Raw genomic sequence first — 26033 nt, 5'->3', positions numbered from 1 at the left:
GCTGTCCAGCGGCTCTACCGTAAAGGCGCCAATGCGTACCCACAACTCGCTGTCCGCATATTGCGGGCCGATGTTGTAAAAGTGGCAGTTATCAATACAGAACTTCCCGTAGTGGTCTGTGAGCAGCCGGCGGTATTTGCAGCATTCAAACGGCAGTTCCGGCAGACGCAGCAACTGCTGCTTGTCCTCCTGAAACAGCTCACACATGGGAATATTCAGCTTGTAATGGTCCCTGCAGTTATCCAGTTCGCACTCCTCCAGCACCTGGGCATTGAAGTGCTCCAGCGACTCCGTTTTCGGAATGGGCACCAGAATATTACGGCGGAAGTACCCAACCTTGTTCTCGACATTTCCCTTTTCATTCCCGGATCGGGGATTACAGAAGGTAAGGGAAAATCCATAGTGAGCCTTAAATCGCTGAAACAGTTCTGTGAGACGAATGACCTCTCCCATGCGCCGGCCTGCGCCGGTGGCGTTGTCAATTACCACACGCTGTGGGACTCCTCCGATGTAGTGAAAGATGTCCTTGAGCCCCTGGCAGAGGCATTCCGCCGTCTCCCCGTGAAAGCACTGGAGGTACCCCACATTGGAATACGGGAAGGTCACCACCAGGTACTTTACCACGACACGACTACCACGCACGTACATATCGCATTCACCAAAGTCTGCCTGGCATTCGCCGGGATGCCAAACCAACTCCTGTGCTCCATGTCCCTGCCGACGTTCTGCCTTCCAGTCCGCCACATACCGGCTTACCGTTCTGTAGCTGCACGAAAACGCTGGGTCTTCCTTGACCAGGCGATCATAGATCCGTTTGGCCGTGTGCCGCTGTTTGTGACGGTTTTGCTGGTCTTCCTCCAGCCAGACGCATATGGTGGGGATCCACGGGGTCAGTTTGCCGCATAATGATTTTGGCTGTGGCACAGCGGGGCTGAAATCATCTTGCTTCATGTATTTCCGAACCGTCTTCGGATCTGCTCCTACCTGAGCGCTGATTTGATACGGCCCGAAGCCCTGGGCCTGCAATTCCTTGATTGCCGCAATTTCTTCCACGGTGATTGCCATTCCTTTCATTCCCTCCCAGCTTTTGCTGGGACTATTCTAACACACTGTCTGCCTTTTCCCTTTACAGGGATTTTCTTGTGGCAAGACCAGGGAATTTTTTTGGCAATTTCAAGGATTTTGCGTTGGCATTTTCAGGGATATCTTATTGTCTCATAACAGCTTACGGAGCCCGGCCCAGAGACAGCCCAAGCTGCCTCCCAATCCGCACAGGAAGGGGAGCATATCCAGCGTATCCTGGAGAAACCAGGAGAACTCCCCGTTAAAGAGCCAATAGGCGGCGTCGGACAGGGAAGCGAGGAGGATAAAGGCGAGCACGGCGGAAATGATGGCGCCGATCCGGGTCAGCCGCTTTCCTTGCTTGGAGAGATCTTGCAGGAGAACAGGGGCCTGTCGGCTCTTCTGTTTGGCGTAAGCGGTCTTTGGAGCGTTTTCCTGCTGAAAAAATGATTCCTGTGAGGCGGTGGTGCGGGCTCCCATATTTTCCGGCTGCTGGCGCTGGCTATAATAGGGGTGGCGGCCCCGTTTTTTACCCCCCAGGAGCTTTAGCACAATCATAACAATGCCTACTGGCGCTGCAAAGCCGGTAAACAGAAGGCCGATGGCGATGAGCCAGTAAATCGGATCGCCGCCTCGGCCGGATTGGCTGGAAGGATTGGACATAATGGTTCCCCTTTCATGGAATGCTGCATTTAGTTTAGCATAAAAAATTCCAAATGAAATTGATTTTGCCTTAAAATTTAGTAAAGATATAGTTTCGTTTCGTTGAATACTATCATACAGCGGCAAAGGGAAAAAGTAAATGGCTGTTTTTCGATTCCAGCCCTTTCCAGAGTTGTAACTATTCTGTAATTGTAAGGGGTAGTCTTGGGTGCTATAATACAAAATTGTGAGAGTGTAAGGAAAGAAAAATTCCCTTTGAAAAAGGTAGCGGGGAAGGAACCGTTTTCTTCCCAATGTCCGGGGGGTACAGGAGTTATGCAAGGTCAGCGTTTGGAAAAAAAGCCCAATGGGGGCAAAAAGATATGGATCGTCATAGGGGCGGCAGCAGGAATTGTGCTGGCGTCCTATTTGGGTTTGTGCGCCTGGGTGGGGAGTGTGAATACCATTTTCCCCAACGTGTCTGTGCTGGGGGTGGATGTATCCGGCATGACCGAAGGCCAGGCCGAAACTGCGCTGCAGGAGGGCCTGGAGAAAAATGGTGAAAACATTCAGCTGGCCCTGGCCTATCAGTACCAGAACTATACCCTGAGCCTGGCCGATATGAACCTGAGCAGTGCGGACAACGCACGGGCCGCATGGCAGGAGGGACGGGGGAATTTCTTTCTCCAGGGTGGCAGCTACCTGGCGCATTTGGCGGGAATATCCCGTCGGGCAGAGCCGGCGTGGGGAACTGACGAGCCCCAGGCTGTGACGGATCTGGTGCGTCAGGTGGAGGAAGATGTGGGAAATGTGACCCAGGCCTCCTATGCCATCGAGGGAGACCGGCTGACTATGACCAAAGGACGCAGCGGTGCTTCTGTGGCGAAGGACCAGCTTTTGACCACGGTTTATGAGGGCTTTGAGGAGGCCATCGCCCAGTGGGAAAGCCAGGGAGAGGGGCTGATCATCAGCCGGGAGGAGCTTCCTGTGGAAGAGACCCCGCCTCAGGAGCCTGATTTTAACGCCATCCACCAGGAGCTGGCGGCAGAGCCCAAAAGTGCCGTGATGGACCCGGAGACCTTTGCAGTGAGCGACCATGTAGTGGGTGTGGAGTTCGATGTGCAGGAGCTGAAAAGTGCCTATGACCAGGCGGGAGAGGGAGAGACCTTCTCCATCCCTGTCACCCTCACCCAGCCCAAGGACACAAAGGAGAGCCTGGAAGGAAAACTTTTCCGGGATGTACTGGGCGAGGGGAGCACAGTCCTCACCGGAACGGCCAACCGGAAATTTAACGTAAAATTGGCCGCAGAGGCCTGCAATGGGGCCGTTATTATGCCGGGGGAGATTTTTTCCTTTAACGGTCAGACGGGAAGCCGCTCGGCCTCCATGGGTTATAAGTCCGCCACGGTATATTCCGGGGGCAAGACGGTAGAAGAGGTGGGCGGCGGTGTATGCCAGACTTCTTCCACCATCTACTATGCCCTGCTCCACAGTGCCCTTGAGGTGGTGGAGCGGTACAACCACGGCTATAACACAGGCTATGTCCCCGTGGGTATGGACGCTACCGTGTACTACGGTGTGACGGATTTCCGCTTTAAAAACAATACCGACTATCCCATCAAGGTCACCATTGCCCCTGAGTGGCAGGGGAACAAGGAGCTGCTGATCTGCCGGATCTACGGAACCAATGAGGAGGGTGTCTACGCCGTTCCTGAGAGCTACGCGTTTGACTGGCAGGCACCTACCACCGTGTATCAGCCGGATGAGACCATTCCACGGGGGACTACGAAGGTGGACGCGGTACAGAATCCCTATACCGGATTGAAGGCCCAGGCCTACCGCAGCATTTTCGACAAGGATGGCAACCTCATGGAAAAGCAGGATATGGGAGTCAGTGTGTACAAGATGCGCCCCAAGACCATCCTCTATAACCCTGCCGACGGTGATCCTGCCACCTGGGTGAACGGTGTGCCCCCGCAGCCCGGTACTACCACCGACCCTGGGACCACCACAGATCCCGGAACCACGACGGATCCAGGGACCACCACGGATCCCGGCACTACCACTGAGCCTGGGACCAATACCGACCCTGGGACCACCACCGACCCCGGTGCTACCACAGGCCCCGGTACAGGCACGTCGGAACAGCCGGATGGCTCTACCGACCCGGTCATCCCTTCCAACAATGAAGGGGAAAACGAGGACCCTATGGCAGGTGTCCCCAGCCAAGATATCCGGGCGTAATACGTTTCAAGGAAAGGCAGTCCTATGTTTGAAGGATATACCCAGCAGACCATTGATTTTCTTTGGAACCTGCGGTTCAACAACGAACGAAGCTGGTTTTTACAGCACAAGGAGGAGTTTCTCACCTATGTGGATGCTCCTACTCGGGCCCTGGCAGCAGAGCTGACCCAGGCCATGACCCAGGCCTACCCCAAGCTGGAGTTGGAGTGCAAGGTGAGCCGGATTTACCGGGATGCCCGGCGGCTTTTTGGCCGGGGGCCCTATAAGGATCACCTGTGGTTCTCCCTGCGCAGACCCGGAGAGCACGACAGCGCGATCCCCTGCTTCTTTTTTGAAGTGGCTGCCGAGCGCTACAGCTACGGCATGGGCTGTTGGGACCCCACACCGCTGACCATGGCAAAGCTCCGTGCCCGGATCGACCGGGACCCAAAGCCAGTGGAAAAGCTGGCACGGCAGGTGAACCGCCGGGGAGAGTTCCAACTGGAGGGGGAAATGTACAAGCGGCCCAAGGGTGACCCAGGAGCGCTGCTCTATCCCTGGTACAACCGCCGGCAGATCAGTTTTTGCAGGGATGAAAACTGTGAAGGGGTGTTTTTTACGCCGGAGCTGGCCGACAAGGTGCTGGAGGGCTGGAAGTCACTGGTCCCCCAATACCGCTGGTTCCGGGAACTGCCCGGTGATCCCATCCCTGAGCATATGTGAGCGAATCCCCGGAGGATTTTTCTCCGGGGATTTCATTTACTTTATTTAGCTAGTAAGGCAGTCAAAAAATGTGCTAGTTTTTTGTGCACAAAAACAAACAAAAAGAGTTGACAAAAATGAGGGGAAGTGGTACATTATAACCAGAAAGGATGAGTCCAATGTACAAGTAAAAGCCCCAGCGCCTGAACCCGTTATGCAAGGTCGAATCTAAAAAATTGAAGTGAATAAACGACCAAGCAAGCAGTTAGAGAGGGAACGAGGAGAAGAATTACGCAAGCGTAGAACATCGACGATCAAGAAGCATTCAAAGAATAAACTTCCAAGAAGATTCGCGGTCCACGATATCATCTCCCAGTAGAACCCAATGTAGCTGACCGGCATACGGGAAGACAGGCAGCGCTAAGCAGCAGGAACCAAACAGCAAAAACGGAATCCCCCAACCAAAGAGGACCTCACATTTGAGGAAAAGAAGTCGTAATAACGGCAAAAGAACCGGTTGTATGAGTGAAATTCAAGTTGCTGAATGGAACAGGCTGTGAAGCGTATCCAATAGAAATGGAGGTAACCATATGATGTTAGATAATAAGAGCGAACAGAAATGACCCTTGGCTGCAGCGGATTACGAAACGGGCAGTCAAGGGTCATTTCTTTTGTTCTTATCATCAGATTGAATGGGGCGGCACAGGCTTTGTGCCGCCCCATTGGTCTTACTTAATGATCTTGTTATCCACTTCGTTCTTCAGCATTGCGGCGAACTCCTCCAGAGACATGGCCCCCAGATCCTCGCCGGAGCGGTGCCGGACGGAGACGGTGCCGTTCTCCATATCCCGGTCGCCCACGACCACCATATAGGGTACCTTTTCCATGGTGGCCTCGCGGATCTTCTTGCCGATCTTCTCGTTGCGGTAGTCCACTTCCACGCGGAAGCCCTGGTCGCTGAGCTTGCTGGCCAGGTCGGCGCAGTAATCGCCGGCGCGGTCGGTGACGGGCAGGAAGCGAACCTGCTCAGGGGCCATCCAGGTGGGCAGAGCGCCGGCGTACTCCTCAATGAGGTAGGCCAGGGTGCGCTCATAGCAGCCCATGGAAGTACGGTGGATGATGTAGGGAAGCTTTTTCTCACCGTTTTCATCGATGTAGTACATGCCAAACTTTTCAGCCAGCAGCATGTCGATCTGGATGGTGACCAGGGTGTCTTCCTTACCGTAGACGTTCTTGTACTGGATGTCCAGCTTGGGGCCATAGAAAGCGGCCTCATCGATGCCCACGGAGTACTCCACGTCCAGATCCTTCAGAATCTGGGCCATGACACTCTGGGCCTCCTCCCACTGCTCTTTGGTGCCCTCGTACTTATTGTTGGGGTTGGCGGGATCCCACTGGGAGAAACGGAAGGTACATTTGTCCAGCAGGCCCAGGGTACCCAGGCAGTACTTGGCCAGATCCAGACATCCCTTAAACTCCTCTTCCAGCTGGTCGGGGCGGAGGATCAGGTGGCCCTCGGAGATGGTGAACTGACGTACACGGATAAGGCCGTGCATCTCGCCGGAATCCTCGTTGCGGAACAGGGTGGAGGTCTCACCCAGGCGCATGGGCAGCTCGCGGTAGGAGCGCTGGCGGTTCAGGAACACCTGATACTGGAAGGGACAGGTCATGGGACGCAGGGCGAAGCACTCTTTGGTCTCGTCATAGGGGTCGCCCAGGATGAACATGCCGTCCAGATAGTGGTCCCAGTGGCCGGAGATCTTATAGAGGTCCCGCTTAGCCATCAGGGGGGTCTTGGTCAGCAGGTAGCCGCGCTTCTGTTCGGTGTCCTCGATCCAGCGCTGGAGCAGCTGGACCACACGGGCACCCTTGGGCAGCAGTACGGGCAGGCCCTGGCCGATCACGTCCACGGTGGTGAAGTACTCCAGCTCACGGCCCAGCTTGTTGTGGTCCCGCTTCAGGGCCTCGGCCTGCTTGGCCAGGTACTCGTCCAGTTCGTCCTTCTTGGGGAAGGCCACGCCGTAAATGCGCTGGAGCATCTTGCGGCTGGAGTCACCACGCCAGTAGGCGCCGGTGGCGCTGGTGAGTTTGATGGCGTTGCCCTTGATGCGGCCGGTGGAATCCAGGTGGGGACCGGCGCACAGGTCGGTGAAATCGCCCTGCTTGTAGAAGGAAATGACCGCATCTTCGGGCAGGTCGTTGATGAGCTCCACCTTGTAGGGCTCCTCTTTCTCCTCCATCAGCTTCAAAGCCTCTGCCCTGGGCAGCTCAAAGCGCTCCAGCTTCAGCTTCTCCTTGCAGATCTTGCGCATCTCGGCCTCCAGGGCCTCCAGATCCTCAGGCGTAAAGGGGCGGGGAGTGTCAAAATCGTAATAGAACCCGTTCTCAATGGCGGGGCCAATGGCCAGCTTCACCTCGGGGTGCAGGCGCTTCATGGCCTGAGCCAGCACGTGGGAACAGGTGTGCCAATAGGTCTTGCGGTATTCGGGGTTTTCAAAGGTAAACTCGTTTTTGACTTCTTCAGACATAATAAATTGCTCCTTTCTGGTTGTTGGGGCAAAGAAAAACGCTTCACCCCTGAGTTTGTTTCAGGGGTGAAGCGTACAAATAATTATGATACGCACCACGGTTCCACCCTGCTTGCAAGAAGCGTTTGACCTCTTGCCGCTTGTGACCTCTGTAACGGGAGGGCCCGGCCCGGTTCTTTCCCGGACGGCTCAGGAGTGGTACCAGCCGCATCCCGACACAGGACGCTTTCAGCACAGGGCGTCCCTCTCTGGGTGCGCTTTGCGGCCTCTTCTCCGTCAAAGCTTTTTTCAAGTGGTACTATATCACCAGCTTTTCCCCTTGTCAACAGGCAATCGGCGGGAAAATCCGGTGATCGTTCACCTCTTTTCCAGAAAGGACGGAAAAAAGAAGAAAAAAAGTAAAAAAACGCTTGACAAGAGGGAGGATACTCTATATAATGCTACTTGCGTTCAAAGACAGCAGGGGCCCACTGGGCGTAATTCCTGCCGAGAGTGCTTTCAAAGGGAATACTTTTGATTGTACTGTCCTCCTGTCTTGACGACCGGAGGTTTTTTGTTGCGCGGATCATTTTCTGGAGGTGAATCCAAAATGCCTAACGCAAAGGTTCTTTCTGAGAAGCAGGCCATCGTTGCCGCTCTGACTGAGCAGCTGAAGGGCGCTTCCAGCGGTGTGCTGGTGGATTACAAGGGTATCACCGTCGCCGAGGACACCGCTCTGCGTGTGGAGCTGCGCCAGAACGAGGTGCAGTACGGCGTGGTCAAGAACACCCTGGCCCGCTTTGCTCTGAACAACGTTGGTCTGGAGGGTCTGGACGAGGTGCTCAACGGCACCACTTCTCTGGCTACCAGCGCCGGCGACCCCATCGCTCCCATGCGTGTGGTCAACAAGTATGCCAAGCAGCTGGGTGAAGGTAAGTTCACCATCAAGGGCGGTTTCATGGACGGCAAGGTTCTGTCCCTGGACGAGATCATGGCCCTGGCTGAGCTGCCCGCCAAGGACGTCCTGCAGGCTCAGGCTCTGGGCATGATGCTGGCTCCCATTACCAGCCTGGCTATCGTGCTGAAGGCCATCGCCGAGAAGGGCGGCGAGGCTGCCCCTGCCGAGGAAGCCGCTCCCGCCGAGGAGGCTCCCGCTGCCGAGTAATCGGCAAAATCCGCTCCCATGAGGGGAGACACATTTTAATTTAAATTTTACTATTAGGAGGTAAATTATCATGGCTAGTGAGAAGATTACTGCTCTGATTGAGGAAGTTAAGGCTCTGACCGTTCTGGAGCTGTCCGAGCTGGTTAAGGCTCTGGAGGAGGAGTTCGGCGTGTCCGCCGCCGCTATGGCTGCTCCCGCCGCTGGCGGCGCTGCTGCTCCCGCTGCTGAGGAGAAGACCGAGTTTGACGTGGTTCTGGCTGGCTTCGACGCCGCTGCCAAGATCAAGGTCATCAAGGCTGTCCGTGAGATCACCGGCCTGGGCCTGGCTGAGGCCAAGGGCGTGGTCGAGGGCGCTCCCAAGACCCTGAAGGAGGCTGTCTCCAAGGACGAGGCCGAGGAGATGAAGAAGAAGCTGGAAGAGGCCGGTGCCAAGGTCGAGCTGAAGTAAGCTTTTTCCCAAAGGTTAAAAACAGGTGCTGTCGTAGGACAGCACCTGTTTTTTTAGCTTTATAACAGCAGGGAGACCAGGGGAATTGTGACAATACACAGTAAACTGGAGAGAAAGACGATCCTCGCACCTACCTGAGTGCAGCCGCCATACTGTTCTGCCATAATGGTGGAGACGGCGGGAGCGGGCATGGCCATGATGATCAGCGTAACGCCCACCACCAGAGGATTGAGGCTGGGAAAGGGAAGCGTGATGGCCCAGGTAATGACTGGGAAGAGGAGCAGACGCACAACACAGGCGGAGAGGGAATCTTTGTCGCGGATGGTGTCGGATACTTTTCCCTGGGCCAAATTCATACCGGTGACAAACATAGACAGGGGCGTTGTCACATTGGACAGGTGCTGAATGGGGGTTAAAATGGGGGTAGGCACCGGAATCTGACCAAAATAAAAGATCAGGCTGAGGACGATGGCCACATTGATGGGAGAAATCAAGGCTGTGCGCAGGGAGAGGGGGGCGTGGGCGCTCCCCTCTGGAACGTCCATGCACACCATTTTGGCTCCCAGGGAGTAGACGAGCAAATTGAAAGGTATGCCCATTAAAACCGCCAGGATAAGCCCATCATCGCCAAAAAGAGCATAGACTATGGGAAAACCCATAAAGCCATGGTTGCAGAAGGTAGTGCAGCAGCACCACATTCCTCTCCGGCCGTCAGGAACCTGGAAGAGCCGGGACAGGGGAAGGGAGAGAAGGGCGTATAGGGGGAAAAGCAGGGCACTGATCAGCAGGGCAGCTGCTCCCGAGCTGAGAAATTCCGGATTGAAGGGACGGATCATGGATGCGAAGACCGTGGCGGGGAGGGTGATTTTCATTAAAAGCGCGCTTAAGGGCTTTGAAGCGTCCGCGGGCAGCAGCCTTAGGCGTACAGCGAGAACCCCAACGCCAATGAGAAGAAAGAGCCCCACCAGATTGGAAAACAAAACGGACAGATTCGTGGCGATCACCTCTGGAAGTGTTTTGACGGAAGGAAACCGCCGGCAGGATCTGCCGGCGGTTTGCGGAAGAACTCAGCGGTTTTTAAACGAGGTGATCTTTTCCTTATTCACAAAAGCCCGCATGGCATCCTTTTGGTCCTCAGTGGCAAAGCACAGGGCAAAGGCCTCAGACTCAAAGGCGGCACCGGTGGCCATGTCGGTCTGGAGTCCCCGGCGGATGGCGGCCTTGGACTGGCGCACCGCAATCTGGGCGTTGGCGGCAATGGCATTGGCCAGCTCAAGGGCCTTGTCCATGAGCTCCTCGGCGGGATACACGTGGGTCACGAGCCCCAGGGTCAGGGCATCCTCTGCCCGGATGGTCTTGGCGGTCAGAATGAGTTCCATGGCATGAGCCGTACCCACAATGCGGGTAAGGCGCTGGGTGCCGCCGAAGCCGGGGGTAATGCCCAGCCCCACCTCAGGCTGACCGAACTTGGCTTTCTCACTGGCCAGGCGGATATCACAGGCCATGCACAGCTCGCAGCCGCCGCCCAAGGCAAAGCCGTTGACCGCGGCGATGGTGGGTTTGGTAAGGTTTTCAAGCTTCAGGAACACTTGGTTTCCATAGACACCGAAGGCCTTGGCCTCCACGGCGGTAAAGCCAGCCATCTGGCCGATGTCGGCCCCGGCCACAAAGGAGCGGCCTGCGCCGGTGAGGACGACTACCAAGATCTCCTCATCCCGTTCTACCTGATCCAGCACTCCATCCAGATCCCGGAGCACCTGGTCGTTGAGGGCGTTGAGCGCCTCAGGCCGGTTCATGGTAATAACGCCAACGGCGCCCTTTTTTTCCAGTTCAACAAAAGCCATGGGAAACTCCTCCTTAAACTATCATTGAGTGATGCCCCTATTATAGCCCAACTTTTTCCCTGGGGCAAGGGGTAACGGATAAACAGAGCGCCCGGTGAATAGAGTGTTGGGAGGGGGGATGGTCCGTGGAAGAGAAAATGCTGTCTGCTGGACGGGGGGCACTGTTTTTGACCGCCTTGAGCGGGGTGTCTCAGCTGTTGGGCTTTGGCTACCGGGTTCTGCTCTCCCGCATGGCGGGGGCGGAGGTCATGGGGCTTTATCAACTGATTATGCCGGTATATTCCGTGCTGCTGTCCCTCACGGCTGTGGGATTGACCGCGGCCATTTCCAACCTGACCTCCCAGTATCTGGCTCTGAGAAATGGAAAAGCAGTGGGCCAGACGGTAAGAACCTGCCTGCGCATCTTTTTCCTGGCTCTCATTCCCCTGGGGACTGGAGTGATTTTGGGTTCGGATGCCATTTCCGTCCATCTGCTGGGGGATGCCCGAACCCAGCTGGGGCTTATGCTGTTAGTGCCCTGCGTGGCCCTGACGGGTGTGGAAAATTTTCATAAACATGTGTTCTACGGCTCTGGACTGGTTCGGGCTCCGGCGGTGGTGGAACTGCTGGAGCAGTTTGTCCGGACACTGGCAGTGCTGGGACTGCTGTGGCTGTTTCTGCCGCAGTACCCCGAACGGGTAGTGGGGCTGATTGTGTGCGGCATGGTAATCTGTGAGGTGTTCTCCTCCTGCACTTTAGTGGTGCTCTACCGGCGCCGTCTGGCCCGCCTGAAAGGACAGGGACCGGGGGAGCCGGGGAGGATCCGGCGGCGACGGGTATGCTCCATCGCCCTGCCTGTGGGACTGAACGCTTTGCTGGGCAATTTACTTGGGGCGGCCAATGCCACCCTTATTCCTCAAAAGTTGGTAGAGGGAGGGGTGGAGCGTTCCCAGGCCGTCTCCCAGTTTGGCGTAGTGTGTGGGATGACCATGCCCATGCTCTCGCTTCCTATTGTATTCCTGGGGGCGCTCAATTTGGTGCTGGTGCCCCGGCTGGCACGGGCTGCCGCCCTGGGGCGGGAGGGAGAGGTGCGCCGGCTGGTCGGCCGGGCCATGTCGGCGGTGTCCCTGCTCACGCTGCCGGCCATGTCCTTAATGGTAGTGGTAGGTCCCGACCTGGGCCGGGCTATGTTCCATCAGGAGGGGGTGGGGGAACATCTGATCCCTCTGGCTGCGGTGATGGCTATGAGCTGCTTTTGTTCTGTTTTGGCCTCCGCGCTCAACGGAGTGGGCGGCCAGCGGGCCGTGGCGGCGATCTCTCTGCTGGGCGGTGTGATTCAGCTGCTGTTTACCCTGGCATTGGTGCCTCTGCCTGGGGTGGGCATGGGAGGTTATGTGGCGGGAGCTGTGGTATCGACTGCCTTGGAGCTGGTTTTGTGCCTTTATTGGATTCGTCGGCGCACGGGGGTGCGTCTGGAACTCTTCCGATGGATGACTGCCCCCGCTCTGGCCAGTTTACTGTCTGCTCTGGTAGGAAATTTGCTGTTTCGGATGCTGAAGGACGAGGGCTTGTCTCCCGTCTGTGCAGGAGTTGCCACTTTGGCCTTTGCCCTGTTGCTTTACTTGGCAGCCCTCCAGGCTCAGGGAGTGGAGCTGAGGAGCATGATCCGCCGCCGTGGGTAAAATCGGCCTGTTTATCCGAACTGAGGCGGAGCCTGCGGGGAATACAGAGGGGACGGATGGGGAAAAAATTACAGAGAAAGCCCGCAATTCTCCCTGGACCCCCTTGTCAAAGGGGGAAAAATAGGGTAAAATGAATCAGCATAAGTTATAATACTATGGAGGATGATTCCTATGCCAATGATTTCTGCCAGTGATTTCCGCAACGGCGTGACCTTCGAGATGGACGGTAAGGTCATGCAGGTGGTTGAGTTCCAGCACGTGAAGCCCGGTAAGGGCGCTGCTTTCGTGCGCACCAAGATGAAGAACATCATCACCGGCGGCGTGACCGAGACCTCTTTCAACCCCACCGCCAAGTTTGAGCAGGCTTTCGTGGAGCGCAAGGACATGGAGTATAGCTACAACGACGGCGATCTGTACTACTTCATGGACATGGAGACCTATGATATGCTGCCCATCGGCAAGGACCTGCTGGGCGACAGCTTCAAGTTCGTCAAGGAGAACATGACCTGCAAGATCATGTCTTACAAGGGCAGCGTCTTCGGTGTGGAACCCCCCAACTTTGTGGAACTGGAGGTCACCGAGACCGATCCTGGCTTCAAGGGCGACACCGCCACCAACGTGACCAAGCCCGCTACTCTGGAGACCGGCGCTGAGATCAAGGTCCCTCTGTTCATCAACCCCGGTGACAAGATCAAGATCGACACCCGTACCGGCGAGTATCTGGAGCGCTGCAAGGCTTAAGCGTCCGAGCCGTCGCGAGCAGCGCGGATGGACCGGAGCGAGGGCGAAAAACCGAAGATTTGCCCGCAAATCTGTTTTAAGCCCGAGACGGAGGGAAGCCGCGCGTCGTGAGCAGGCGAGGCGTGACAGCTTAAGCGTCCGAGCCGTCGCGAGCAGCGCGGATGGACGATTCACACCATGAACCGCGCCGGCGGGCGCAGAAAAGGAGAACGACTATGACTATTTCCGAGAAAGTCGCCTATCTGAAGGGCCTGGCTGAGGGCCTGAACCTGGATACCGAGAAGTCTAAAGAGGGCAAGCTCATCTCTGTGATGATCGGCATCCTGGAGGAGCTGGCCATGTCCGTGGAGGACCTGGAAGAGAACGCCTTGAACTTGGGCGAGGAGATCGATGTGCTCTCCGACGACCTGGCCGATGTGGAGGACGTGGTCTTTGACGAGGACGAGGACGACGAAGAGGACTACGACGACGATTGGTTTGAGGTCGAGTGCCCCACCTGCGGCGAGACCCTGGTCATTGATGACGAGGCACTGGCCGACGGCGAAGTGGAGTGCCCCAAGTGCGGTTCCCGCTATGCCATGGACCTCTCCGACGATGAGGAAGAGGAAGGGGAGGACGAGGAGTAAATCCCCGTTCCAAACAGGTATTGCCAAAAGTCCCGAGCTGGCGCTCGGGACTTTTTTTACTGAATTTTTAGCACTCTCATTTAATGAGTGCTAAAAATTCATAATTTGTTCATGAAATTTCCCATGGGCCGGTCTATACTGAGACCATACCGTAGACTGTTCCATGAAAGGAGTGTTCCATATGAACATGAATCAATTTACCCAAAAGTCCTTAGCTGCCATTCAGGGAGCTCAGGATCTTGCAGCCCAATACGGCAATCAGCAGATCGAGCAGGAGCATCTGCTTCTGGCTCTGGTGAGTGACCAGGAGGGCTTTATTCCCCAGCTGCTCACTGCCGCGGGGATGACCGTACCCAGCTTTCAGGCGGCGGTGGCCAACCTGGTCAACAAGCTGCCCAAGGTGTCCGGAGGAGGCCGGGAAGCGGACAAGGTCTATGTGGCCCAGGATGTGGACCGCTGCCTGAACGCCGCCCAAGAGCAGGCTTCTGCCATGAAGGACGAATATATCTCGGTGGAGCACCTGTTCCTGGGTCTGCTGGAGCGGCCCAACAACAACCTGAAGGAGCTTTTCCGCACCTATAACGTGACCCGTGAGAAGATCATGCAGGCTTTGGCCAGCGTCCGGGGCAACCAGCGGGTTACCTCTGACAACCCGGAGGAGACTTACGATGCCCTGAAAAAGTACGGCGCCGACTTGGTGGAGCGGGCCCGGCAGAACAAGCTGGACCCGGTCATTGGCCGGGACGACGAGATCCGGAATGTCATCCGTATCCTCAGCCGGAAATCCAAAAATAACCCTGTGCTGATCGGTGAGCCCGGTGTTGGTAAGACGGCCATTGCCGAGGGACTGGCCCAGCGGATCGTCAAAGGCGATGTCCCCGCCAGTTTGAAAGACAAGACCATCTTTTCCCTGGATATGGGTGCCCTCATTGCCGGAGCCAAATACCGGGGTGAGTTTGAGGAGCGGCTGAAAGCCGTTTTGAACGAGGTGAAGAAGAGCGAGGGTAAGATCATCCTCTTCATCGACGAGCTGCATACCATTGTAGGTGCCGGCAAGACCGAAGGCAGCATGGATGCGGGCAATCTGCTCAAGCCTATGCTGGCCCGCGGCGAGCTGCACTGCATTGGTGCTACTACCCTCAATGAGTACCGGCAGTATATCGAGAAGGACGCCGCTCTGGAGCGGCGCTTCCAGCCGGTGATGGTGAACGAGCCCACGGTGGAGGATGCCATCGCCATTCTCCGTGGCTTGAAGGAGCGCTATGAGGTTTACCACGGCGTGAAGATCACCGACGGGGCTATCATTGCCGCCGCTACGCTCTCCAACCGCTATATCACTGACCGGTTCCTGCCCGACAAGGCCATCGACTTGGTGGATGAGGCCTGTGCCATGATCCGTACCGAGATGGATTCCATGCCCACGGAGCTGGATGTGATCCAGCGGAAAATCATCCAGCATGAAATCGAGGAGGCCGCCCTGAAAAAGGAGACGGACAAACTCTCCCAGGAGCACCTCAGTGAAATCCAGAAAGAGCTCTCCGACATGCGGGAGGAGTTCAAGGCCAAGAAGGCCCAGTGGGACAACGAGAAAAATGCCATTGGCAAGGTGCAAAAGCTCCGGGAGGACCTGGAGGAGGCCAACGCCCAGCTGGAGAAGGCCCAGCGGGAATACGACCTCAACCGTGCCGCGGAGCTGCAATACGGCAAGATCCCCGAGCTGAAAAAAGCTCTGGAGGCGGAGGAGCAGATTGCCAATGAGGGCAAGCAGCGCTCCCTGCTGCGGGATAAGGTCACCGAAGAGGAAATCGCCCGGATCATTGAGCGCTGGACCGGAATTCCGGTCTCCCGCCTGATGGAGGGTGAGCGGGAGAAGCTCCTGCACCTGGAGGATATCCTCCACCAGCGCGTGGTGGGTCAGGACGAGGCGGTACGTCTGGTCTCTGAGGCCATTCTGCGCAGCCGTGCCGGTATTGCCGACCCTAACAAGCCCATTGGCTCCTTCCTGTTCCTGGGTCCCACTGGCGTGGGCAAGACGGAGCTGGCCAAGACATTGGCGGAAGCCCTCTTTGACAGTGAAAAGAATCTGGTGCGTATCGACATGAGCGAGTATATGGAGAAATTCTCCGTCTCCCGGCTCATCGGTGCCCCTCCGGGATACGTGGGCTATGAGGAGGGCGGCCAGCTTACCGAGGCTGTGCGGCGTAAGCCTTACTCTGTCATCCTCTTTGACGAGGTGGAAAAGGCCCACCCGGATGTGTTCAATATTCTACTGCAAGTATTGGATGATGGCCGCATTACAGATAGTCAAGGTCGTACCGTGGACTTTAAGAACACCATCATTATTCTCACCTCTAACCTGGGCTCCCAGTTCCTGCTGGATGGCATCGGGGCAGACGGGGAGATCTCTCAGGAGGCCCGGAATCAGGTCAACGAGCTTCTGAAACGCTCCTTCCGGCCGGAGTTTTTGAACCGTCTGGACGAGATCGTTTTCTATAAGCCTCTGACGAAGGGGAATGTGACCCACATTATTGACCTGATGGTGGCGGATATCAATCGCCGCCTGGAGGATAAGCAGCTCGCGGTGGAGCTCACCGCTGCGGCCAAGGATCAGATCATTGACGCCGCCTATGACCCCATTTACGGCGCCCGTCCTCTGCGCCGGTATCTCCAGCATACGGTGGAGACCCTCATCAGCCGGAAGATCATTGCCGACCAGGTGGAGGGCGGCCAGCAGCTCACCGTGGATGTGGAGAATGGTGAGCTTGTGGTGAAATAAGCCTCAGATTGTACCCAAGAAAAAAGCAGACACGCACAGTTTTGTGTGTGTCTGCTTTTTCGTTGGGGAGAGCAGCTCCAATGGGGACGGAGCAGATTTATTGTACGTGGGTGTGGTTGTTGATGTGGTTGGCACAGTAGCAGTAGTAGCCGTTACATTTGGAGCAGTAGCGGAACTCCATATTGGGATCGTCCTGATCGGTGATACCGCACACAGAGCACTTGTGAAGATAGCCCCGCCGTTCCCGCAGGTCCTTCTGGGCCTTTTTGAAATTGATGGTCTGGGCAGAGGTCCGGTGCTGTACCCGGACGCGGCCCCGGTTGAGCATAGAGGCCAGATCTTCCCAGAAGAAAAATAGATAGTTAAGAATGGCAATGATGGGAACCAAAGCCATGATCCACTGGCGGCCGAGGAGAGAGGAACCGATCTCCCATACAAAGAACACCACGTCCAGCCAGGCCAGCCACTTTACCTTCAGGGGGATAATGCCGTACAGCAGTACCTGCATATCGGGGTAGAGGGTGGCAAATGAGAAGAACATAGACATGTTCACATAGGACATGCTGGCGGTGGAGACGAAAGACAGAATCTCCTGGATCTGAGCGGGGGCGATGGTGCCCGCCGCACTCAGCTGGCTGCGGAGAACCGCGTAGATGATAAAGCCTGCGATGATATTGAAGATAACGCCCAACCCATAAAACACGGTAAACCGAGTGGTCCCCCACTGCCGCTCCAGAGCGGAGCCGATCCAGTAATAGAAGAAGGTAGACAGGGCAAAAAGGAAGGTTTGTGCAAAGGGAGAAGTGGCCCCAGTGCCCAGGGGCACAAACACAAAGGTAATCAGCCGCCACACCTGGCCCTGTAAAATAAGCTGGGGATAAAAATCCAGGAATGCGGTGGCCATGTTTCCAGTGAGCATATCCGCTACAAAGACAAATACGTTGCCCAGAGCGATATATTTCATCAGTTCGGGGATTCCAAGCTTTGGGTGATTGTAGCAGAATTTGCTCAGACCGCGGGAAATGGCTTTCATGGAAAAGCCTCCTCGTTTCAAAATTATTCAAGTAAAAGATATTGTATCCATTTTTCTGTAAAATGTCTATATCCAAAGTGTAAACATTTCCGGGAGAAGAAAAACCGCTTTTTTTACAGTGGAAAGTATGATAAAATAGAAAGCAGAAAAACCCGAACAAAATCATTGGGAGGCGTTTGCCATGAGCATTGTGAGAGATATGTCCCTGGCCCCTTCGGGGCGGCAGAAGATCCAGTGGGTGAGGGATTTTATGCCTACGCTGGGGAAGATCGAGGAGCGTTTTCGCCGGGAAAAGCCCTTTGAAGGGCTGACCATCGCGGTCTCCGTCCACCTGGAGGCTAAGACAGCCAATTTGGGGCTGGTGCTCCGGGAAGGCGGTGCCGACGTCCATCTTACCGGCTGCAATCCCCTGTCCACCCAGGACGATGTAGCCGCCGCTGTGGCGGAGATGGGAGTGGACACCTACGGCATGCACGGGGTGACGCCCCAGCAGTATGAGGATCTGCTGGTGGAGACCCTGAAGTGCCGCCCCCACCTTATTGTGGACGATGGGGGAGATCTGGTGAATCTGCTGGGGGGCAAGTGCGCCCAGTACGGCGACCGGCTGTTTGGCGGCTGTGAGGAGACCACCACCGGCATCCACAGGCTCTATGCACGGGAGCGGGAGGGGATTCTGCCCTGCCCCATGATGGCCGTCAACGATGCCAAGGCAAAGCACTACTATGACAACAAATACGGCACCGGTCAGTCCACCTGGAACGCCATCATGAACACCACCAACCTCATTGTGGCGGGTAAGACCGTGGTGGTGGCCGGCTATGGCTGGTGCGGCAAAGGAATTGCCATGCGGGCGAAGGGCATGGGAGCCAATGTTGTTGTCTGCGAGGTGGACCCCTTCAAGGCTCTGGAGGCTACCATGGAAAACTTCCGGGTCATGCCCATGGACGAGGCGGCTAAGATCGGCGATATCTTTGTGACTGCCACCGGCTGCAAGGATGTCATTGTCCGGCGGCATTTTGAGATGATGAAGGACAACGTCATTCTCTGCAACTCCGGCCACTTCGACTGCGAGGTGGATGTAGCCGCCCTGGGGGAGATGGCTGTGGAGCGCTTCCCGCGCCGGGAGAACATCGAGGGCTTCCGCCTGGAGGACGGCCGCACCCTCAACGTGCTGGGCGAGGGCCGGCTGGTGAATCTGGCCGCAGGCAACGGCCACCCTGCTGAGATCATGGACATGTCCTTTGCCGTGCAGGCCCTGAGCCTGGAGTGGCTGGCCAAGCACCGTCAGGAACTGGAGAAGAAGGTCTATCTTGTTCCCGATGAGATCGACGACCAGATCGGCCGGGTGAAGCTGGCCGCCATGGGGCTGTCCATCGACACCCTCACCCAGGAGCAGAAAGACTATCTGGCCGGGTGGAAGGCGTAAGAAACCATAAGATTGAAGTGAACATGGTATGCATAACGAACTGACCAAAATTGACATCCAAAAGATGAAGGAGGAGCTGGACTACCGGCGCATTACCTTGCGCCCCCAGCTTCTGGAAGAGGTAAAAGTAGCCCGGTCCTTTGGAGATTTGAGCGAAAACTTTGAGTATAAGGCTGCGAAGCAGGAGAAGAACAAAAATGAGAGCCGAATCCGCTATCTAGAGAACATGATCAAGACGGCACGGGTCTATGAAGACCACTCCGCCGCCGATGCAGTGGGCCTCTATGATAAGGTCACCATCTATCTGGAAGAGGATGACGAGGAGGAGACCTGGCAGGTAGTGACCACGGTGCGCCAGGATGTGCTCCATGGCCTCATCAGCAAGGAGTCCCCCATGGGTTCCGCCCTGCTGGGAAAGAAGGTGGGGGAGCGGTTCTTTGTTCAGGTGAACAAGGACTATGGTTATTGGGCTGTCGTCCGCCAGATTGAGAAGGGAACAGACGATGGAACTGCCGCTCTGAACCGTTATTGAGGGAAAACGTCCAGAAAATATAGCGTAACCCAGAGGAAAATTGGAGAAAATTTTGAAATCATAATATCTGCATACTTTAAGCCCATTTATGCGGAGACGTGCGGCAATTGATGTGCTAAGATAGCGGCGAAAGCTGGTTGCGCCTTCTGTTTTGGAAGGGCGGAAGACGAACCAAAACAAAATTAAATGGAAAGAAAAGGGGATAATTGCCATGGCAATCCAGAAAATCTTTGTAGTGGGCGCCGGCCTGATGGGCAGCGGCATTGCCCAGACCGCTATTGTTAACGGATATGATGTAGTACTGAATGACCAGCGCCGCGAGGCTCTGGAGCGTGCTCAGATGGGCATCCAGAAGGCTCTGGAGCGGGAAGTGGAGAAGGGCCGCATGACGCAAGAGGCCGTGGAGGCTGCCCTGCCCCGTCTGGCTCTGGACGATACCATCCAGGGCGCCAAGGATGCCGATCTGGTGATCGAGGCTGTCTTTGAGAATCTGGAGGCCAAGCAGGCTGTGTTCAGCCAGCTGGAGGAGATCTGCCCCCCCGAGACGATCTTTGCCTCCAACACTTCCTCCATCTCCCTCACCGCCCTGGCCGCCGCCACGAAGCGGCCCTCCCGCGTGGTAGGTATGCACTTCTTCTCTCCCGTGCCCAAGATGCGCCTGTGCGAGGTCATCTTTGGCCTGCTCACTGCCCAGGACGTGCTGGACAGCATCAAAGAAGTGGGCGAGCGGATGGGCAAGACCCTGATCCTGGCTGATGATAAGCCCGGTTTTATCGTCAACCGTGCCCTGCTGCCCATGCTCAACGAGGCTTGTGTCATCGTTGGTTCCTTCATCGGCAGTGTGGAGGATGTGGACAACGGCATGAAGCTGGGCTGCAACCACCCCATGGGTCCCCTGGAGCTGGCCGACATGATCGGTCTGGACATCCTGCTCAACGTTATGAACGTGCTGTCCAAGGAGTATGGTGAGAAGTATCACCCCTCCCTGCTGCTGCGGAAGATGGTCACCGCCGGTTTCCTGGGCCGCAAGAGCGGCGCTGGCTTCTATCTCTATGAAAACGGCAAGAAGCTGGGGGTCAACCCTGTGCTTACCCAGGGCCACAAGCTGTAAGTTTTTGTTTCATCAAGCCGGGCTGTTCCAATGGGAGCAGCCCGGCTTTTTAAGACTTGTTCAGTGGGGGCGGAATGTGATATACTCAGAAAAAACAAGAGGAGTGAGCGCTGTGGCCGGATTTGCCATTTATGAGAGCCCTTTTGGTCCCGTCCGTATGGACTATGAGGGGGATGTTCTCCTGCGTCTGCGCACAGTGGAACCCACAAAAGAGCGGGGAGAGCCTACAGAGCTGACGAAGAAGGTGTTTTCCCAGCTGCAGGAATATTTTTCTGGCCAGCGGAAGACGTTTGACTTTCCTTATGAGCTGCGGGGGACGGAGTTTCAAAAAAAGGTCTGGGCTGCGCTGGAGACGATCCCCTATGGCCAGACCCGCAGCTATCGGGAGATTGCCCAAGCCGTAGGGAACCCGAAGGCGGTCCGGGCGGTGGGAGCGGCCAATGGGAAAAACCCTATGTGGATCGTGGTGCCCTGCCACCGGGTGGTGGGAGCGAACGGGACGCTTACCGGCTATGCCGGGGGGATCGATATGAAACGGCGTCTGTTGGAGCTGGAGCAACAAGTTTTGAAGAGAAATGGAGAAAGCGGTTGACAAACGGAAAAAACCTGCTATAATCGTCCAGTACAACTCAATAGCCTTATCAAGAGTGGTTGAGGGACCGGCCCTATGAAACCACGGCAACCTGCCTTTGGCAAGGTGCCAAATCCGGCGGTAGTGTATCGCAAGATGAGGGTGCATAAAAACGCAACGCTCCGCCGCCTGGCGGGGCGTTTTTCATCCTCCCGACAAAAAGAAAGGAATGGAATTATGGCAAAGAGACTTTTTACTTCTGAATCCGTCACCGAAGGGCATCCCGACAAGATCTGTGACCAGATTTCCGATGCAGTGCTGGACGCTATGCTGGAGAAGGACCCCATGTCCCGTGTGGCCTGTGAGACGACGGTGACCACCGGCCTGGTGCATGTGATGGGTGAGATCACCACCAATTGTTATGTGGACATCCCCAAGATCGCACGGGAAGTGGTGCGGGACATCGGCTATGACCGGGCAAAGTTTGGCTTTGACTGTGACACCTGTGCGGTACTTACCTCCATCGATGAGCAGTCTCCCGACATTGCCATGGGTGTGGACAAGTGCCTGGAGGCCAAGGAGGGCGAGCAGGACGACGGGCTGGACAACGGCGCCGGTGACCAGGGCATGATGTTCGGCTACGCCTGTGATGAGACAGAGGAGCTGATGCCCCTGCCCATCTCTCTGGCCCACAAGCTGGCCATCCAGCTGACAAAGGTGCGCAAGGAGGGCCAGGTGAACTACCTGCGGCCCGACGGCAAGACCCAGGTTACCGTGGAGTATAACGAGGACGACACCCCCAAGCGTATTGACGCGGTGGTGGTTTCTACCCAGCACGGCCCCGAAGTGGAGCTGGAACAGATCCGCAAGGACATGATCGAGCTGGTCATCAAGCCCATTCTCCCCAAGGAACTGCTGGATGATGAGACCAAGATCTATGTGAACCCCACCGGCCGTTTTGTGGTGGGTGGTCCCCAGGGGGATTCCGGCCTCACCGGGCGGAAGATCATTGTGGACACCTACGGCGGCAGTGCTCCCCACGGCGGCGGCGCTTTCTCCGGGAAGGACCCTACCAAGGTGGACCGCTCCGCGGCCTACGCGGCCCGGTGGGTGGCCAAGAACGTGGTGGCCGCCGGTCTGGCCAAGCGCTGCCAGGTGCAGTTGGCCTATGCCATTGGCGTCGCCCGGCCCGTTTCTGTGCGGGTGGACACCTTCGGTACCGGTGTGGTTTCCGACAGCAAGCTGGAAGAGGCGGTGGAGAAGGTCTTTGACCTGCGCCCCGCTGCCATTATCCGGGACCTGGACCTGCGCCGGCCCATCTACCGGCAGACGGCCGCCTACGGCCATTTTGGCCGCAGCGACCTGGATCTGCCCTGGGAGAAGCTCAACCGGGTGGAAGAGCTGAAGAAGGCTCTGGCATAAAAATAAAAGGCTGGAACGGATTTTCCGTTCCAGCCTTTTTTATTTGGTTGCTTCCAGGGCCACCCAGCCGTTTTTCTCCCGCTTGCGGGTCAGCTTCAGCCCCACTTTGCGCAGGGCATCCTCCACCTCGTGGGCACGGGTGTCGATGATTCCCGAGCAGAGGAACACGCCGTCCTCCTCCAGCAGAGAGGGGACATGGGGGGCCAGGGGGATGATCACATCGGCCACAATATTGGCCAGTACCAAGTGGTACTGCCGCTGAGACAGTTCCCGAGCCAGAGCGGCGTCGGAAAGAACATTTCCGGCCCGGACGGTGTAGCGGTCTCTTCCAATGCCGTTGAGGGCGGCATTTTCATAGGCTACGTCCACCGCCTTGGGGTCGATGTCTACTGCTACCGCATCCCCGGCTCCCAGGCACAGGGCGGCGATGGATAAGATGCCGCTGCCACAGCCCAGGTCCAGCACGGCCCGGCCGGCTTTGGTATGCTCCTCCACGCCCTCCAGACAAAGCTGGGTAGAGGCGTGAGAGCCGGTTCCAAAGGTGAGGCCGGGGTTCAGATAAAACGGGACCCGCCCATCGGGAACGGGGTCATCCCGCATCCACTGAGGCACCACATAGAGCCGTGTGCCGATTTCCAGGGGCTTATAGTACTTCTGCCAGCTATAGGCCCAGTCATTGTCACTGAGGGGGGTGACGGTATATTCCCAGCCCAGGCCATGGGTATACTGGGCGAGCTGCTTTTCTCCATCCTCGTCGTCGGTGACGTAGAACTTTACACGGGTAACGCCCTTCATCTTGTCCAGCAGCTCCTGGTCCACATAGTCCCAGTACTGCTTGTTCTGCTCCAGGAAGCGGAGAAACTCTCCCTCATCCTCGATCACCAGGCCGTCCATCCCGGCGGCGGTCAATTTGGCGCACACCTCGTCCAGCTTGTCAGGGGCGGTGTTGACGGCTACCTCCAGCCATTTTGTTTCCTCCAAAGCGAGAACCTCCTTCTCAATTGGTAAACGTGCTCAGCGCTCCGTGCCCACATAGAACAGGGCCAGAGTGCCTGGGCCGGAATGGGCGCCAATGACAGGTCCTACATAGTTGATGTAGACTTCCTTCACTCCGAAGCGTTCCTTTACCATCTGTTCCACTGTCTGAGCATCTTCCGGACAATCTCCGTGGCTGATGAAGACCACCTGGTTTGCGGGGTCAATGGCGGTTTTTTCCATCTTGTCCACCAGGGCTTTCAGGGAGGCCTGACGGCCGCGGGCTTTGGCAATGTTGATCAGGTGGCCCTCATTGTCCACGTGGAGGACCGGCTTGATTTGAAGCATGGAGCCCACGACGGCGGTAGTAGCGGAGATTCGCCCGCCCCGCTTTAAAAAGTGCAGGTCATCCACGGTAAACTGGTGGCACAGGTGGAGTTTGTTCTCCTCCACCCAGTCCCGAACCTCTTCAATGGAACGGCCCTTTTTCTGCTCCTTGACGGCCAGATAGACCAGCAGGCCCTGGCCCAGGGAGGCACACAGGGTATCCACGGTGTAGATTTTCCGCTCAGGGTACTTCTCCGACAGTTCTTCCACAGCGATCCGGGAGGAATTATAGGTGGTAGACAACCCAGAGGAGAAGGCCAGAACCAGCACATCTTTCCCGGCCTGGAGCAGGGGCTCTAAAGCGTCGGTATACTGGGCCACGTTGATGGCGGAAGTGGTGGCAACCTGTCCCTGGCGAAGCAGCTGGTAAAAGGCGTGGGGGTCGATCTCCCGGTTGTCCGGGTAGTTGTGATAGATCTGCTGGTCCATGGAAAAGCTGAGGGGAAGTACCTGAACGTCCAACTGCTGGACCATGTCGGCCCCAAGGTCGGCAGAGGAGTCGGTTAAGATGATAAAATCAGACATTGCAATCTCTCCTTGCGTCTAAAATCAAACGGGGAACCCGTTTATTTCCGCTTGCCCTTTTCGTCCCGAGGCTGGAGAACGTCCAGGATCCGGGCGCAGGCCAGCTGGTTTGCGTAGCTGCGCAGGGCAAAGTCCAGGGCCATTCGTGCCAAGTCCTGTTCCTTCGCTTCCGGGTCGATGGCCTGGGCCGTTTCATGCATGGCCCGGTCCAAGGCCTGGCAGAAGTAGTCGTAGAGCTCAGGGGAACTCTTCCCCGTCTCACGGCCGGCGTTGAGTAGGGCGCCAATGTCCCGTACAGACAAGATTTGCTTGAGTGCTACCACAGCGGTGAGATAACCCAGGTGTTCCGGCCCATACCGCTTTCCCTCTGCACGGGGGACAAGGCCATCTTTGATATAGTTATTGACCATGGCAGAGGTGAGAGAAGTATTTTGGTCAAACCGGATGAGCTGCCGGGGCATATAGGAGATGAGCTGGTCCATATAGAGGGCAATGTCAGGCAGCTCCTCCCAACGGGTGGGGCGCTCCTCCTCCATGCGTCTGCGAAGATCCTGAATTTCTTCCATGGGCAATGATCCCTTTCTTATGATGTTATCTTCAATATTATATCACGGGGTTTTTGAAATATCAACGGGGAAGGAAGCCCTTCAGGAGTGGTTTTGATGGCGGCGCAGGCGGTCCATAGCAGCCCGGTGCTGGAGAGAGCGCAGAGAGGGGAAAGCCTTCAGCAGGCGCTTTTGCCCAAAGCTCTCCTTGTCCATGAGCGCCTGGATAGCGTCCTTCCACTCCTGCAGCTGCTGGCGGTTCTGAGCTTTGCGGGCCTCCAGGCGGGCCTGGAAGTCGTCTTTCAGCTCATCCAGATCGTCAGAGAATTCCTCCCGGCGCTGGGAGAGCCGGTCGGAGAGTTCCTCCAGATCTTCCCGCCAATCAGCTCCCTTTTCCGCCGCATCCAGTACCCGCTCGGCCAGGTCCTCGCCAAAGTCGTTGGAGGCTTCCCGAATGTGCCCGGCCAGCTCATCAATAAGCGCCAGACGGCGATTGAGTTTGGCAATGGCAGAGACGGTGGCCGCCAGGTCGATGGCCATGACCACCACCAGGATGCCCAGCAGAACAAGTCCCACCAGATGAGGAATCAGGCGGATCAAGAGCAGAACCGTGGGGTGAAGGAGCTTGACTACAAAGAGACAGGCAAAGCCCCAGGCCAGGGAAAACCGCAGGCAGATATAGCCGCTGAGGTTAAACGGCTCGTCAGAATAGTCCCACCACCGCTGGGCAAAGAGCTTTTCCAGCAGAAAGCCGGTCAGCCACTCCAAAGCGGAGGTGAGGATCACAGAGCCTAAAAACAGAAGAAACAGATTGTCCTTTAAAGGTTCCAGAAAGGCCAGTACAATAACCACCCCAAAGCCATAAATGGGGCACCAGGGGCCGTTGAGAAAGCCACGGTTGACAAATTTTCCGCTTTTGGTGGCGGCATAACTCACCTCGGTACACCAGCCCAAAAAAGCGTACACAAAAAAGACCCAAAGAGCGTGATAAAGCATAGGATGACTCCTTTCTCAGAGGACTCGACACTTAATGATAAGCGAAATACAGGAAAATGTCTACCCTGGAGATGGAGCAGGGAGGAAAAAATAAGAAAAATTAAGAAACCAAC

Annotated in this window: 23 protein-coding genes, 1 riboswitch and 1 other annotated feature; of the genes, 13 read left to right on the top strand and 10 right to left on the bottom strand. The window is 56.4% G+C overall.

What is annotated here, in order from left to right; all coding sequences use genetic code 11:
- Together istA and ACTQ3R_RS12145 are read right to left on the bottom strand one after the other, a co-directional pair.
- A partial coding sequence (gene istA / locus ACTQ3R_RS12150) for an IS21 family transposase (RefSeq protein WP_441779835.1) occupies positions 1 to 1074 on the bottom strand: 1074 nt, incomplete at its 3' end.
- 141 nt (positions 1075 to 1215) lie between these two features.
- On the bottom strand, positions 1216 to 1725 hold the full coding sequence (locus tag ACTQ3R_RS12145) for a hypothetical protein (RefSeq protein ID WP_441779834.1): 510 nt from the start codon (positions 1723 to 1725) through the stop codon (positions 1216 to 1218).
- 315 nt (positions 1726 to 2040) lie between these two features.
- On the opposite strand from ACTQ3R_RS12145, the gene ACTQ3R_RS12140 reads away from it, so the two are divergent.
- Positions 2041 to 3948, top strand: coding sequence for a VanW family protein (locus ACTQ3R_RS12140; RefSeq protein ID WP_441779833.1), 1908 nt, complete (start codon positions 2041 to 2043; stop codon positions 3946 to 3948).
- A 24-nt stretch (positions 3949 to 3972) separates the two neighbouring features.
- Positions 3973 to 4650, top strand: a complete 678-nt coding sequence (locus ACTQ3R_RS12135) for a DUF2461 domain-containing protein (RefSeq protein ID WP_441779832.1) — start codon at positions 3973 to 3975, stop codon at positions 4648 to 4650.
- Positions 4651 to 5357: 707 nt separating this feature from the next.
- On the opposite strand, the gene thrS is transcribed toward ACTQ3R_RS12135, so the two are convergent.
- Entirely contained in the window at positions 5358 to 7157 is a 1800-nt protein-coding gene (gene thrS, locus ACTQ3R_RS12130) for a threonine--tRNA ligase (RefSeq protein ID WP_441779831.1), read from the bottom strand.
- A 432-nt stretch (positions 7158 to 7589) separates the two neighbouring features.
- Positions 7590 to 7722: a sequence feature (ribosomal protein L10 leader region), on the top strand.
- A gap of 24 nt (positions 7723 to 7746) precedes the next feature.
- On the opposite strand from thrS, the gene rplJ reads away from it, so the two are divergent.
- Both rplJ and rplL read left to right on the top strand, forming a co-directional pair.
- A complete protein-coding gene (gene rplJ, locus ACTQ3R_RS12125; protein ID WP_441779830.1) occupies positions 7747 to 8301 on the top strand; it encodes a 50S ribosomal protein L10 in 555 nt (184 codons plus the stop codon).
- Between the two features lie 70 nt (positions 8302 to 8371).
- A complete protein-coding gene (rplL, locus tag ACTQ3R_RS12120) occupies positions 8372 to 8749 on the top strand; it encodes a 50S ribosomal protein L7/L12 (protein ID WP_441779829.1) in 378 nt (125 codons plus the stop codon).
- Between the two features lie 59 nt (positions 8750 to 8808).
- On the opposite strand, the gene ACTQ3R_RS12115 is transcribed toward rplL, so the two are convergent.
- Positions 8809 to 9714, bottom strand: a complete 906-nt coding sequence (locus tag ACTQ3R_RS12115) for an AEC family transporter (protein ID WP_441779837.1) — start codon at positions 9712 to 9714, stop codon at positions 8809 to 8811.
- A 102-nt stretch (positions 9715 to 9816) separates the two neighbouring features.
- Positions 9817 to 10593 carry an enoyl-CoA hydratase-related protein gene (locus ACTQ3R_RS12110; RefSeq protein WP_441779828.1) on the bottom strand — a complete coding sequence of 259 codons (777 nt, stop codon included), beginning with the start codon at positions 10591 to 10593 and terminating at the stop codon, positions 9817 to 9819.
- 125 nt (positions 10594 to 10718) lie between these two features.
- Between ACTQ3R_RS12110 and ACTQ3R_RS12105 the strand changes: the two genes are divergently transcribed.
- The 4 genes from ACTQ3R_RS12105 (at position 10719) to clpB (ending at position 16397) form a co-directional block, all read left to right on the top strand.
- A complete protein-coding gene (locus ACTQ3R_RS12105; protein WP_441779827.1) occupies positions 10719 to 12254 on the top strand; it encodes an oligosaccharide flippase family protein in 1536 nt (511 codons plus the stop codon).
- Positions 12255 to 12431: 177 nt separating this feature from the next.
- The gene (efp, locus tag ACTQ3R_RS12100) at positions 12432 to 12995 is read left to right on the top strand and encodes an elongation factor P (protein ID WP_441779836.1); all 564 of its coding nucleotides are present in this window, start codon (positions 12432 to 12434) and stop codon (positions 12993 to 12995) included.
- 215 nt (positions 12996 to 13210) lie between these two features.
- Positions 13211 to 13621: a CD1247 N-terminal domain-containing protein gene (locus ACTQ3R_RS12095; protein ID WP_441779826.1), complete on the top strand. Its 411-nt coding sequence runs from the start codon at positions 13211 to 13213 to the stop codon at positions 13619 to 13621.
- A 181-nt stretch (positions 13622 to 13802) separates the two neighbouring features.
- Positions 13803 to 16397 (top strand): ATP-dependent chaperone ClpB, encoded by a 2595-nt coding sequence (gene clpB, locus ACTQ3R_RS12090; protein ID WP_441779825.1) that lies wholly within the window; start codon positions 13803 to 13805, stop codon positions 16395 to 16397.
- A 97-nt stretch (positions 16398 to 16494) separates the two neighbouring features.
- On the opposite strand, the gene ACTQ3R_RS12085 is transcribed toward clpB, so the two are convergent.
- Positions 16495 to 17430: a hypothetical protein gene (locus ACTQ3R_RS12085; RefSeq protein WP_441779824.1), complete on the bottom strand. Its 936-nt coding sequence runs from the start codon at positions 17428 to 17430 to the stop codon at positions 16495 to 16497.
- 181 nt (positions 17431 to 17611) lie between these two features.
- Between ACTQ3R_RS12085 and ACTQ3R_RS12080 the strand changes: the two genes are divergently transcribed.
- From ACTQ3R_RS12080 to metK, 5 genes are all read left to right on the top strand, one after another.
- The gene (locus ACTQ3R_RS12080) at positions 17612 to 18856 is read left to right on the top strand and encodes an adenosylhomocysteinase (RefSeq protein WP_441779823.1); all 1245 of its coding nucleotides are present in this window, start codon (positions 17612 to 17614) and stop codon (positions 18854 to 18856) included.
- 28 nt (positions 18857 to 18884) lie between these two features.
- A complete protein-coding gene (locus tag ACTQ3R_RS12075) occupies positions 18885 to 19388 on the top strand; it encodes a GreA/GreB family elongation factor (RefSeq protein ID WP_441779822.1) in 504 nt (167 codons plus the stop codon).
- A gap of 211 nt (positions 19389 to 19599) precedes the next feature.
- Positions 19600 to 20499, top strand: coding sequence for a 3-hydroxyacyl-CoA dehydrogenase family protein (locus tag ACTQ3R_RS12070; RefSeq protein ID WP_441779821.1), 900 nt, complete (start codon positions 19600 to 19602; stop codon positions 20497 to 20499).
- A gap of 112 nt (positions 20500 to 20611) precedes the next feature.
- Positions 20612 to 21091, top strand: a complete 480-nt coding sequence (locus ACTQ3R_RS12065; protein WP_441779820.1) for a methylated-DNA--[protein]-cysteine S-methyltransferase — start codon at positions 20612 to 20614, stop codon at positions 21089 to 21091.
- A gap of 43 nt (positions 21092 to 21134) precedes the next feature.
- A riboswitch (SAM riboswitch) is annotated at positions 21135 to 21233 on the top strand.
- A 74-nt stretch (positions 21234 to 21307) separates the two neighbouring features.
- Positions 21308 to 22492, top strand: coding sequence for a methionine adenosyltransferase (gene metK / locus ACTQ3R_RS12060; protein WP_441779819.1), 1185 nt, complete (start codon positions 21308 to 21310; stop codon positions 22490 to 22492).
- Between the two features lie 39 nt (positions 22493 to 22531).
- Here the strand turns inward: metK and prmA are convergent, their stop codons facing one another.
- The 4 genes from prmA to ACTQ3R_RS12040 form a co-directional block, all read right to left on the bottom strand.
- On the bottom strand, positions 22532 to 23473 hold the full coding sequence (gene prmA, locus ACTQ3R_RS12055; protein ID WP_441779818.1) for a 50S ribosomal protein L11 methyltransferase: 942 nt from the start codon (positions 23471 to 23473) through the stop codon (positions 22532 to 22534).
- 33 nt (positions 23474 to 23506) lie between these two features.
- Positions 23507 to 24379: a DegV family protein gene (locus ACTQ3R_RS12050; protein ID WP_441779817.1), complete on the bottom strand. Its 873-nt coding sequence runs from the start codon at positions 24377 to 24379 to the stop codon at positions 23507 to 23509.
- A gap of 41 nt (positions 24380 to 24420) precedes the next feature.
- Positions 24421 to 24945 carry a DUF1836 domain-containing protein gene (locus ACTQ3R_RS12045; protein ID WP_441779816.1) on the bottom strand — a complete coding sequence of 175 codons (525 nt, stop codon included), beginning with the start codon at positions 24943 to 24945 and terminating at the stop codon, positions 24421 to 24423.
- A gap of 81 nt (positions 24946 to 25026) precedes the next feature.
- Positions 25027 to 25920: a putative ABC transporter permease gene (locus tag ACTQ3R_RS12040; protein WP_441779815.1), complete on the bottom strand. Its 894-nt coding sequence runs from the start codon at positions 25918 to 25920 to the stop codon at positions 25027 to 25029.
- Positions 25921 to 26033 lie beyond the last annotated feature (113 nt).

Origin of the sequence: Lawsonibacter sp. LCP25S3_E2, assembly GCF_052117285.1 — a bacterium.
In the GTDB taxonomy this organism is placed as follows: domain Bacteria; phylum Bacillota; class Clostridia; order Oscillospirales; family Oscillospiraceae; genus Lawsonibacter.
Note: the sequence above shows the minus strand (reverse complement) of the source record. Positions and strands in the feature narration are given on the sequence as shown.

Coding starts and splice junctions, on each gene's coding strand:
- ACTQ3R_RS12110 (WP_441779828.1), bottom strand. CDS start 10,593: ATGGCTTTTGTTGAACTGGAAAAAAAGGGCGCCGTTGGCGTTATTACC.
- ACTQ3R_RS12140 (WP_441779833.1), top strand. CDS start 2,041: ATGCAAGGTCAGCGTTTGGAAAAAAAGCCCAATGGGGGCAAAAAGATA.
- thrS (WP_441779831.1), bottom strand. CDS start 7,157: ATGTCTGAAGAAGTCAAAAACGAGTTTACCTTTGAAAACCCCGAATAC.
- rplL (WP_441779829.1), top strand. CDS start 8,372: ATGGCTAGTGAGAAGATTACTGCTCTGATTGAGGAAGTTAAGGCTCTG.
- clpB (WP_441779825.1), top strand. CDS start 13,803: ATGAACATGAATCAATTTACCCAAAAGTCCTTAGCTGCCATTCAGGGA.
- ACTQ3R_RS12080 (WP_441779823.1), top strand. CDS start 17,612: ATGAGCATTGTGAGAGATATGTCCCTGGCCCCTTCGGGGCGGCAGAAG.
- ACTQ3R_RS12095 (WP_441779826.1), top strand. CDS start 13,211: ATGACTATTTCCGAGAAAGTCGCCTATCTGAAGGGCCTGGCTGAGGGC.
- ACTQ3R_RS12135 (WP_441779832.1), top strand. CDS start 3,973: ATGTTTGAAGGATATACCCAGCAGACCATTGATTTTCTTTGGAACCTG.
- ACTQ3R_RS12040 (WP_441779815.1), bottom strand. CDS start 25,920: ATGCTTTATCACGCTCTTTGGGTCTTTTTTGTGTACGCTTTTTTGGGC.
- metK (WP_441779819.1), top strand. CDS start 21,308: ATGGCAAAGAGACTTTTTACTTCTGAATCCGTCACCGAAGGGCATCCC.
- rplJ (WP_441779830.1), top strand. CDS start 7,747: ATGCCTAACGCAAAGGTTCTTTCTGAGAAGCAGGCCATCGTTGCCGCT.
- ACTQ3R_RS12070 (WP_441779821.1), top strand. CDS start 19,600: ATGGCAATCCAGAAAATCTTTGTAGTGGGCGCCGGCCTGATGGGCAGC.
- ACTQ3R_RS12145 (WP_441779834.1), bottom strand. CDS start 1,725: ATGTCCAATCCTTCCAGCCAATCCGGCCGAGGCGGCGATCCGATTTAC.
- ACTQ3R_RS12050 (WP_441779817.1), bottom strand. CDS start 24,379: ATGTCTGATTTTATCATCTTAACCGACTCCTCTGCCGACCTTGGGGCC.
- ACTQ3R_RS12045 (WP_441779816.1), bottom strand. CDS start 24,945: ATGGAAGAAATTCAGGATCTTCGCAGACGCATGGAGGAGGAGCGCCCC.
- ACTQ3R_RS12075 (WP_441779822.1), top strand. CDS start 18,885: ATGCATAACGAACTGACCAAAATTGACATCCAAAAGATGAAGGAGGAG.
- efp (WP_441779836.1), top strand. CDS start 12,432: ATGATTTCTGCCAGTGATTTCCGCAACGGCGTGACCTTCGAGATGGAC.
- ACTQ3R_RS12085 (WP_441779824.1), bottom strand. CDS start 17,430: ATGAAAGCCATTTCCCGCGGTCTGAGCAAATTCTGCTACAATCACCCA.